This window comes from Nocardioides sp. NPDC023903, from assembly GCF_040639295.1.
Lineage (GTDB): Bacteria > Actinomycetota > Actinomycetes > Propionibacteriales > Nocardioidaceae > Nocardioides.
The window spans coordinates 1-1,070 of the sequence record NZ_JBEZZS010000115.1; the positions used below are offsets into that span (position 1 = coordinate 1).

Annotated in this window: 1 pseudogene; it reads left to right on the top strand. The window is 70.1% G+C overall.

Annotated elements, in window-relative coordinates:
- Window positions 1–1,070, top strand: a pseudogene (locus AB0F44_RS30340) (hypothetical protein); the annotation flags it as partial.

A 1,070-nucleotide genomic window follows, 5' to 3' on the forward strand; every position in this document is an offset into this window, starting at 1 on the left:
GCCAAGGAACCCGAGCAGGCTGCCGAAGTGCTGCGCCTGTGCGGCAACCTTCCGCTGGCGTTGCGTCTGGCGGCCGCGCGGCTTCGTCATCGTCCGGGTTGGTCGGTCGGCATCCTCGTGGAGCGGATGTCGGAGGGGGCGAACGAATTCGATACCGCGTTCGGCATGTCGGTTCGTCAGCTCAACCGGGACCAGCGCCGACTGTTCCGGCTGCTCGGCCTGATCCCCGGCTCCACGTTCACCGATCACGTCGCCGCCGCCGTGGCCGACGTCCCGCTGCGCATCGCCCGCGCCATGCTCGAGGACCTCCTCGACGCGCACCTCGTCCAGCAACCCGCCGAGGGCCGCTACCGCCTCCATGACCTGGTTCGCCAACACGCCCGCACCGCCACCTTCGAGCACGACACCCCCGCGGACCGCGACCGCGCCCTGCACCGCATCCTCGACTACTACGTGCACACCGCGGCCGCCGCCGACGCCGCCATGCCGTTCCTGTCGCCGACCCGCCCCGTCTCGGCCGGGGCGCCGCCCGCCGAACTACCGCACTTCCCCGGTCGCGATGCCGCGTTCTTCTGGTTCGTCTCCGAGTACACCAACCTGATGGCCGTGTTCTACGCCGCCGTCGAAGTCGGCGCCGACACCCACGTCTGCGAATTGCCGCGCTTCATGCGCGCGTTCTTCGCTCGCCGGTGCGGCACGACGCATCTCAACGCGCTCTTCGAGCAATCCCTCTCCGCCGCACAGAATCTCGGCGACCCGCGCCAACTCGCCGAAGCTCACAGCGACCTCGGTTTCGCCCGGTACAACGCGGGCCGGATGACCGAAGCGGCCGCCGCCTACGCCGCGGCCGCACCCTTGGTGGCCGAAGTGGGAGATCCGCTGGCCCGAGCGGAACTGACGATGCGCTGCGCCCAATTGCGCTGGGACGAAGGCAGTATCGAAGAACCTCTGGAGCTGTTCCGCCAGGCGCGCGACCTCTATACCGCCGGCGGTTGCCCGACGAGCGCCGCCGACGCCGTCGCCGGCGAAGCCTGGGCCTTGCTCCAACTCGGTCATCGCGAGCAAGCCGC